The 271-nt window shown below is 69.7% G+C and carries 1 protein-coding gene; it reads left to right on the forward strand.

From position 1 onward, the window contains the following. Window positions 1-56 precede the first annotated feature (56 nt). Window positions 57-271 (forward strand): gamma-glutamyltransferase (locus SB771_RS34585; protein WP_410721986.1); only part of this gene is annotated, 215 nt, incomplete at its 3' end.

The raw sequence follows: 271 nt of genomic DNA on the forward strand, positions 1-271 counted from the left end.
GATCCGAAACTGTCCGCCGCCTACCTGGGCGGCCACGCCGACGCCGAAGTCACCGCATGACGATCAACACCCGAATCCACACACGCACGCAAACCTCGACCGCCAACGCGCGTGGCCGCGCGGGCCTCGTCACCAGTCCTCACACGCTCGCCAGCGAAGCGGGACGCGATGTGCTCGCGCGCGGCGGCAACGCGATCGAGGCGGCCATTGCGATGGCGGCGGCGCTGTGCGTGACCATGCCGCATTTCACCGGTCTCGGCGGCGACGGCTT

Source organism: Burkholderia sp. SIMBA_051, assembly GCF_046534915.1.
Lineage (GTDB): Bacteria > Pseudomonadota > Gammaproteobacteria > Burkholderiales > Burkholderiaceae > Burkholderia > Burkholderia ambifaria.